We start from the raw sequence: 8,585 nt of genomic DNA, 5'->3' as shown, positions 1-8,585 counted from the left end.
GGTACCCGACGACCCCGTCAAAATCCAGCGAAGAGAAATCGGACGACGTTATCTCCCCCGCGTAGGCCACCAGCGTCACCTCGCCGGTCTCCACACTCCGCACCGTCCCCGATACCGAAGCATCAAAATCGTAGACCTCACGGGTGATGTCGATCTCTATCCCTTCATTGACCCCTCCGTGAAGGGTGTACAAGAAGGTGATCTTGCCTTCCGGGGCATAGATACCCACGAAATCACCCGGGTCCGGATAGGGAACGCCCCGTTCATTGTTATTGTCGACAAAGGCGAATATGGCAACCTTGTCTCCCGCGGCAAGGCCCGTATCGACAAGGTCCATTGAAAAGGAATGATCGCTCTCGTCGACCCTGACAGTCGTGATGATCACATCACCGGGTTTTTCCTCGATCTGTATCAGATCATCGGTATTGGTTATGGCAACCAGGATCGGTCCCCGAACCCGGTCTTTTATCGTTTCTATGTTGACCGTACCCGTCAGAGCGGTCGGGGCCGACCGTCCGTCATCGGAACCGTTCTCGCAGGCACCGATGAAAAGGCACAATGAACAGATGATGGTGAGAACCCTAATCCAGGTAGTATTCATAGCGAATCCTGCCCATGAGGATATCATTATCCCTGAAATAGTAAAATATCGAATTGTCCTCCCAGTCGCTCCCCCCCGATCCCCGGATGCCGGCGTAGGAAAGGTCGACGGTCCAGCCGTTCTGAAAATCGTACCCGATCTCCGGCCAGAGAACGTACCCGTCATTGCGTACATCGAAAATGCCCGTCATCTTCGTCTTGACGCGACCGCTCATGAAGCTGTCCTCATAGCGGCAGGTTATGAGATCGGTCAGCAGGGGCGCAAAGAGGTCGTCATCGAAATATTTTGACTGGAACCACTCGAAGGTGAACACGCTCTCCCCTTCATGACCGTCGAGGACCCTGTTCAGCGGCACGAAATAATTGAAGCCCACGGCATAGGAAAGATAGTGTGATTTCTTCACCTCGAAAGGAAGCGTGAGGTTCGCGTAATCATCCAGGTCCTGCCGCACGATCCAGCGCTTGTCGGGAGAATAGGCCGCTTCCGTCTGGAACACGAAGTCACCGTAAGTGGTGGTGAAATCGACCCCTACCATGTTCACCGTGTAGGTGAAGGACCGTATCAGGAGAGAAAGCGGTTCATTGGTCCTGAGCACGGTCCGGTAGGGGACGAACACGGGTTCCCGGTCAGGCCCGTGATAGCCGCTCAGGGAAAAATCGACGCCGCTGACGCTCCGGGAAAGACGGGCGCCGAAACCGCAGTTCTTTGACTTCACCGGAAGACCTGATGGTTCTTCGATCTCGACGGGGAAGAAGTAATCGTCGATCACCAGAGACCAGAAATTCTCCTCCGGAGCCAGGACCATGGGGACATGGGCGGGGACGAAGACGACCTCCAGGGTCGAATCCTCAAAAAACAGCATTCCCGAGAGCGCCGGCACGCCGATCCGGTATTCGTCGTCATCCTTGAAGAGGAATTCGCGAAGATCGTAAGGATTGAAATAGGATGTGGGGTTGAAGGCGTCGGCCGTTCCCCAGGCGAATATCTGGTTCCCCACCCGCAGGCGGTAATTTGCCTTTCCATAGTTCACATAGAGTTCATCAAAGCGTAATTCGCTTCGCTCCGAGGAGATCATGAGGTTCCGGGAAACGGTGGTGTCCGGTGCGTAGACGTAGTCGTCACCGGCTTCTTCGTTCAGATAGATGAGGAACAGGTACAGGTCGGAGGCGGTGTAGAAATAGATCGAATCCGTTCCGTAACGGATCTCGAAACGGCTTCTGATCTCGTTCTTCTTGTTCGCCTCCTTTGAGTCCTGATCGTCCCTGGTGCTGAACCATCCTTCGAACTCGACAAATCCCCGGCAGGTGAAATCAAGGAGGGGTTCCTCGATATCCTGGTACACATCCCCCGCCTCTTCGTCTTCAAAAACCTCTTCTTCGGCGACCTCCTCTTCTTCAGGAAGCGCCTCTTCTACCGGGAGTTCCTCCACGGGTTCTCCTATTTCCACCGGTCCGTCACTTACCGGCTGCTCTTCCTCAACCACGCCGGGGGAAGCACCGGTTGAACTTCCCGGAAACACGCAGTACCAGGTCTTTCCGTCAATATCTTTCAGGGGAACGATGGTCGGTGTGCTGCCGGCCCACCGGAACTGATCGGCCACGAGGCGGGCGCTTTTCTCATCAGGGCACAGGATGGTCCTGATACCAAAGGCATCCGTTCCTTTCGGAACGGCCGTGACGGACGGATCTTCTTCCGGACCCGGTGCCCGGTCATCGGCCGCCCACGCTGGACGGAACGCCGTGAAACCGCCGGCCCAGATGGAAAGAACAATGATGGCCAGGAATATCGCTCTGAAGGGTATGTTCGTCATGCCGTTTTGATCGTATGCCCCCGCGCCGTATCACCGGTTTTCACCCGGTCCGGGCAGCCATGCAGACAGCACCCGGTCCAGATATAAGGAATCACCGCATTCTCATGAATCGAAGTTCGGCAACCAGTTGAAATCTCTTATTATCATTAAACGTTCCATTGCTCAAACGAAATTTCTCCGGTTCCCGGGCCGATGGAAAGATTCCCTTTCCCTGCGGTACCGGGAAGGAAGAACATATGCCGATGCGGGCCGCATGAGCGGTTAAATCGATGATGGAACGCCATGAAATGCCGCCGGAAAATGCGCATTGACACAATATATCGCTCCTGCGATAATACGCTTACATCGCGACAGGACCGATGATATTCCCCGAAAATCCCGATCTTGTGGAACTTCCCGAAGATGGTTCTGAATGTGTTCTCCTATCAGGCATCACAGGAAAGGTGGGGAACTTTTTTTCGCAGGAGGTACGCAATGCAGGAGTTCCTGAAAATTCTGGTCAAGTGCCCTCTCTGTGGCACGTCTCTCATGAATCCCACCATCATGATCGACGATCTTCCGGCGATCGTCATGGAGGCACGGACTGGTTCCGACCGCGGGCGGATATATCTCAGCCAGATCTACGGCAGCTACAACAAATCCTTTGAGGGAGTGGAAGATATCGAGGGCTCCATTGCGGAATTCTCATGTCCCCATTGTCATGAGCCGTTTCCCCACCATGAGGAATGCGAATGTGGCGCTCCCATGATCAGTCTCAACCTCACCTCCGGCGGCATCATCAAGGTATGTACGCGAAACGGCTGCCCGGGTCATTCTCTCGAATTCGTCAATGCCGACGACGCTTTTCTCCTTTTCAAGGGACAGGACACATCGGGACTGTTGTAACAGGGTGCCGGACAACGGCCGATCGCAGGGGAGTGATCCATGAGACCATTTCTTGACAAGCTCGTCAATATCACGCGGCACCACTCGGAGGACATCGCCGGTCAATGGTGCAAAGCGGTCAAAACGAACCCTCGAACGTCATCCTACCATGGAATTCCCGATGATGAGCTCATCTCGGAAGCGGTTGATTTTTACAAGAACATACGACGTATCTATTTCAGCGAGAAGCCCTATCGAGAGGTCCGGGATTTTTTTTCGAATTACGCCGAAAAGAGCTTCGGCCAGGGTGTGCCCCTGCATGAATGTGTCTACGCCCTGATCATGATGAGGCGGCATCTGTGGCTGTACGCCGCCTTTCAGCAACCCTTCCTGAAAGGCCTCGACGACGAACAGCAGATCGGGACCATAACCAGCACGATCAGAATCTTCGACCACGGCATATATCTGATCATTCAGAAATACGGCATGCTGATGGTCGGAGAAACCCCGTAAAAACCATTCCTCACTTACATGGCGATCCGCGACACCGCCTGAGCGCTTCACCGATGAGGCTGCCGACGGCACTCAGCCTTCGGCCATGTCAAGCGTCTCCACTTCCTGAAACCGGGCGACAAGGACATAGCTTTTTACGTCTATGCAGATAAGGGCGGTAGCCGGTGACTGGGCGAATCCTTTCAAGTAGGGATGCTTATTCAAGTATATTTCTTTTAAATATTCCTGGTCATCTTTATCAACTTCACGGGCCTTTCCCGTCACGGTAACGGCTACGGCGTCACGAATATCCGATTCACGGTTTGACCGGCTGTCGATCAACATGGATACCCGCTCGCTCCTCATCATGTTCGCATATTTAGCCGTTCCCCGGGACGTCATGAAGATGATCCTGCGCAGGTCTCCGGTCACGGCGAAAGACACCAGACTCGTGAAGGGATTGCCGTCGCTCTGGGTCGCGAGCACACCGAAACGCTGGCGTGCAAGAAGCTCTTCAATTGTCCTCCGCACAGTTTTACTGTCCATCATGTCAACTCCTGTTCTCACGCGGTTTGTGAGTACGGCCGGGCGGCATTTCCCCGATGGAACCGCCAGTTATGATCCCCGATGCGCCTCATTCAAGAACATCATCATCGGAAAGCCTGAATCCTCTGAGAAAGGATTCGACTGACATTCGATTCCTGCCTTCGAGCTGGACCTCCTCGAGGTACACGTGGCCGTCCCCGGCCGTTACCTGGAGTCCCGATTCCAGGAGCCGCCCGATCCTTCCCGGCGCCTTCTCACCCGATGAAAGGGGGCCGGAACAGGCCCGATATATCTTGAGCTTCTTGTCCCGCAGGAATGAATAGGCCCCGGGCGTCGACGAAAGCCCCCGAACGAGGTTGACGATATCACGGGACGGTTTCGTCCAGTCGATGTGACCCGTGTCCTTTTTCAGCAGCGGGAAATAGGTCGCCCGGGAATGATCCTGCGGTCTTCTCCTGGCCGTGCCGGCCTCCGTTTCCTGCACGGCGCGAAGGAGCAGTTCCGCACCCAGGATTGCAAGCCGGTCGTGCAGCTCATCATAGGTTTCATCGGAACGAACGGATGTCTCTTCCTGAAGAAGAATATCCCCCGTATCGACCCCTTCATCCATGACCATGATCGTCACCCCTGTTCTCTCTTCTCCGTTTATGAGCGTCCAGTTGATCGGGGCCGGCCCGCGGTACCGGGGAAGCAAAGAGGGGTGAACGTTGAGACACCCCCGGGGGGGCATTTTAATGATCTCCTTCGGAAGTATCTGCCCGAAGGCTGCCAGGGCGATCATGTCGGGAGACAGGTCCCTGAAGACCCGCAGAAATTCCTCCTCTCTCACCCGCTCGGGCTGAAAGAGCGGCAGTCCCGCCCTGAGGGAATATTCCTTGACCGGGGATGCGATCGTTTTCCGTCCCCGTCCCCGGGGCCGGTCGGGCTGGGTAACAACACCGATCACGGGGTATCCGTTCCGAACCAGCACATCGAGGGACGGAACGGCGAATTCCGGTGTACCCATAAAGAGAATCTTCTGTTTCATCAAATCGCTTCACATCTCCTTACCGTTATAATGGCCTTCTTATACCTTCATGGCACGTATTAATCAATCAATTGACAGGGGATTAAATTCTGGTTCTTCTCCCGTTCGGTTGCGGAAAAGGGGCCGAGGAATCAAGGTTTCAAGGTTTCAAGGTTTCGAGGGGTCCAGGTTTCGAGATTTCAGGGGTTGTATTGTTTTTTTTCGGAGGTAAGCCTAAATTTGTTCTTCCCTTCGGGCGGGTTCGATGTTATAGGGCGGAAGCGAAAAAGAGCCGGTTCTTTTCCGAAGATCCCGTTCTCACCGGGCAGGGAGTATCCGCATCGTTCCGCATTCCAAGGGGAGGGGGATGATCACCACTGTGAATGCGGCCCATCCTGTGGCAGTCCCGGAGCATCTAATCGTTCAAAAAAGTCGAGGGAGAAGGCGGGGGCAGCCAGCCGCCATCACATCGGCCATGGTGCCGGTTCCTTTTGTTTCAGGGAGACGGGCATCACCGATACAAAGCGAGGAGACAAACCATGGATCCCTTGACGGAAACTGAACGCACCTGTTTCAATGAGATCAGCAAGGAAAGTATCGAATTTCTGAGGACCCGATACAACCGGGTGAACCGCTGGGTCATCGCCGACATCATCAGACGGTCGCGTTACCACTTCCCGGACAGAACAGCCCTCATCCACGGGAAGACCGCGTTGACCTACCGGCAGCTTGAGGACGAATGCAACCGCGTCGCCAACGCCCTTATCAACCTGGGGGTCCGGAAATACGACCGTGTCGCCATCCTCGCCCACAACACCCGTCATCACGTCCTCACCTGGCTCGGTTGCTGCAAGGCCGGCGCCGTATACCTGGCGATCAACTATCTCCTGCGGGGGGAGGACATCGCCTTCTGCATCAATCACTCCGAAAGCACCGTGTTCATCGTCGAGGACGAGCTCTATCACCTCGTCAAGGATGTCCTCGACAGTATGCCCACGGTGAGAACCCTGATATGGTCGGATGACGGAAGGGGAGCGCCGGCCCCCGACGGCCGCTTTCTCGATTTCAACACCTGGTATTCCGCCTCACCCGCCGATGAGCCGGATGTGGTCCTCCACATGGAAGACCCCTGCCAGATGACCTACACGAGCGGCACGGAATCGCTTCCGAAGGGTGTCATCATCGGCAACCAGGCGCTGATGGCCGAATACATGGGGTGCATCATCGACGGCGGCTATGAATCGTCCGACGTCTGCATCAACGCCCTGCCCCTCTACCACTGCGCCCAGCGGGACTGTTTCATGAATCCCATATTCTGGGTCGGCGGCACCAATATCCTCATGAAACCGGACACGGGGGAAATCCTGAAAACCATCTCGGAGTACAGGGCGACCATGTTCTTCGCGCCGCCCACGGTCTGGATCGGGCTCCTCAGGCATCCCGACTTCGACCGGTACGATCTTTCCAGCCTGAAAAAATGCTACTACGGCGCGTCCATCATGCCCGTTGAGATCCTCAAGGAGATCTTCGAAAAATTTCCGGGAGCGAAGATCTATAATTACTACGGACAGACGGAACTGGCCCCCTATCACACTATACTGAAGGCGGAAGACGCCCTCACCAAACCGGGCTCCGCCGGCATGGGAGGGCTTAATATGGAAACGCGGCTGGAAACCGACGAGGGGGACCCCATCGAGGAAGCCGGCATCCCCGGCGAGATCTGCGGGAAAGGCCCCCACGCCATGCTGATGTATTACAAGGAACCGGAGAAAACGGAGGCCGTCATGAAGGGCGGGTGGTTCCATTCCGGTGACATCGGTGTCCTCGACGGGGACCGGTATATCGAGGTCGTCGACAGGAAAAAGGATATGATCAAGACCGGTGGCGAGAACGTTCCCTCCAGCGAGGTCGAAGAAGCCATCTACCGGGACCGGCGGGTGCAGGAAGTGGCGGTCGTCGGCATACCCGACCCGAAATGGGTGGAGGCCATCGCGGCGGTCATCATTCCCCGCCGGGGTGAGACTCTCACGGAAGACGACGTCATCCGTCACTGCCGGGGCCAGCTCGCCCCCTTCAAATGTCCTAAAAAGGTCGTGTTCGTCGATGAACTCCCCAAGACCCCGAGCGGCAAGATCCTGAAACGGGAACTCCGGGAGACCTGCGAGGAACTGCTCGATAATGTAAATAACGCCAACCTATCACGCATTTAATTCCTATATAACTTATGCTTGATTTGTACACAGAAATATGTAATTCCACAATTCTCGATGGTCATAATTTTTATAACTTTCTTCTCAGTATGTCAGGATCGGCGCTATGAAATCTGTTAGTATGTGTCTTTTGCTATTTGTTACCCTTGGACTGTTCTTCTGGACAATTCTTTCTCTGGCATGTGAATACGATGACTACTCTTCGCTGTTTGCTAACCATACCTGCTATAATAATAAAACATCAAGAACTGACCATGTTCATTGTTGAATGGATGGCCCACCAGCCGGTCAACGAACCCTTAATCGAATCAGTCATGAAAGACCTCTCTGGTAATTCGGGAATGTCTTTTTTAAGCACCGGCAGAGTCATCCGGGAAATTCATCAGTAGGAACCGGATGATTACGAAAGAATGAACGTGAAACGTTTGCTCATAGGCCAGATGTAGAATTCGATTTGTGGGATTTATATTTCAAATTATCGATGATTTAAGGAAGATGACAACAAAAATGTCGGCCGAAAAAAATAGAAGACACAAGAATGAAAAGATTGAAGTTACTTACGGGGAAGCGATGGCAATCCTCCTTCCCTATTCCTGGCATCAAATAAAGGAACAGCTCATTACCGTCGTACCGGTCTGCCTGTATCTCGTTCTTTTTCAACTCATTGTCCTGAGATATTCATTGACCCAGGTTACCTGGATTACCGGCGGAATAGCTATAGTCATTATGGGACTCGTTTTTTTCCTGGAAGGAGTCAGAATAGGGTTAGTTCCCCTGGGAGAAACCATCGGAGATACCCTGCCCGTAAAGAGCAAGATCGCCACCGTTCTTGTCTTTGCCTTTTTATTGGGGAATCTGGCTGCCTTCGGAGAACCGGTCCTGGGAAGCCTGCAAATAGCAGGGTCCGGGGTCGATCCTCAAAAGGCCCCGCTTCTCTATTACATATTGGTAAAAAAACCCCTGATTCTGAGCTTTACGGTATCATTGGGCGTCGGAATTGCCGTGGTGATCGGAACCTTGCGATTCCTTTACGGCTGGAGCCTGAAACCGATCATT

The 8,585-nt window shown here is 54.1% G+C and carries 9 protein-coding genes; 5 read left to right on the top strand and 4 right to left on the bottom strand.

The window, feature by feature from the left end; genetic code table 11:
* Both JXO48_02280 and JXO48_02275 read right to left on the bottom strand, forming a co-directional pair.
* Window positions 1–601, bottom strand: a 601-nt coding sequence (locus JXO48_02280; GenBank protein ID MBN2282695.1) for a hypothetical protein, incomplete at its 3' end; no start/stop codon positions are given.
* Window positions 582–2,411, bottom strand: a complete 1,830-nt coding sequence (locus tag JXO48_02275; GenBank protein MBN2282694.1) for a hypothetical protein — start codon at window positions 2,409–2,411, stop codon at window positions 582–584. The genes JXO48_02275 and JXO48_02280, both read right to left, overlap by 20 nt.
* A gap of 474 nt (window positions 2,412–2,885) precedes the next feature.
* Between JXO48_02275 and JXO48_02270 the strand changes: the two genes are divergently transcribed.
* Entirely contained in the window at window positions 2,886–3,296 is a 411-nt protein-coding gene (locus JXO48_02270; GenBank protein MBN2282693.1) for a hypothetical protein, read from the top strand.
* A gap of 39 nt (window positions 3,297–3,335) precedes the next feature.
* Window positions 3,336–3,788, top strand: a complete 453-nt coding sequence (locus tag JXO48_02265; protein MBN2282692.1) for a hypothetical protein — start codon at window positions 3,336–3,338, stop codon at window positions 3,786–3,788.
* Window positions 3,789–3,860: 72 nt separating this feature from the next.
* On the opposite strand, the gene JXO48_02260 is transcribed toward JXO48_02265, so the two are convergent.
* Entirely contained in the window at window positions 3,861–4,316 is a 456-nt protein-coding gene (locus tag JXO48_02260; GenBank protein ID MBN2282691.1) for a pyridoxamine 5'-phosphate oxidase family protein, read from the bottom strand.
* Between the two features lie 85 nt (window positions 4,317–4,401).
* On the bottom strand, window positions 4,402–5,343 hold the full coding sequence (locus JXO48_02255) for a methionyl-tRNA formyltransferase (GenBank protein MBN2282690.1): 942 nt from the start codon (window positions 5,341–5,343) through the stop codon (window positions 4,402–4,404).
* Between the two features lie 515 nt (window positions 5,344–5,858).
* Here JXO48_02255 and JXO48_02250 point away from each other — a divergent pair.
* The 3 genes from JXO48_02250 to JXO48_02240 form a co-directional block, all read left to right on the top strand.
* Window positions 5,859–7,529: an acyl-CoA synthetase gene (locus JXO48_02250; GenBank protein ID MBN2282689.1), complete on the top strand. Its 1,671-nt coding sequence runs from the start codon at window positions 5,859–5,861 to the stop codon at window positions 7,527–7,529.
* Between the two features lie 254 nt (window positions 7,530–7,783).
* Window positions 7,784–7,918, top strand: a complete 135-nt coding sequence (locus tag JXO48_02245) for a DUF3124 domain-containing protein (protein MBN2282688.1) — start codon at window positions 7,784–7,786, stop codon at window positions 7,916–7,918.
* 118 nt (window positions 7,919–8,036) lie between these two features.
* A partial coding sequence (locus JXO48_02240) for a DUF1538 family protein (protein MBN2282687.1) occupies window positions 8,037–8,585 on the top strand: 549 nt, incomplete at its 3' end.

The sequence above is a fragment of the Deltaproteobacteria bacterium genome (assembly GCA_016933965.1).
Lineage (GTDB): Bacteria > Desulfobacterota > Syntrophia > Syntrophales > UBA2210 > JAFGTS01.
The sequence above is the reverse complement of the archived record's forward strand: the minus strand, read 5'-3'. Positions and strand labels throughout refer to the sequence as shown.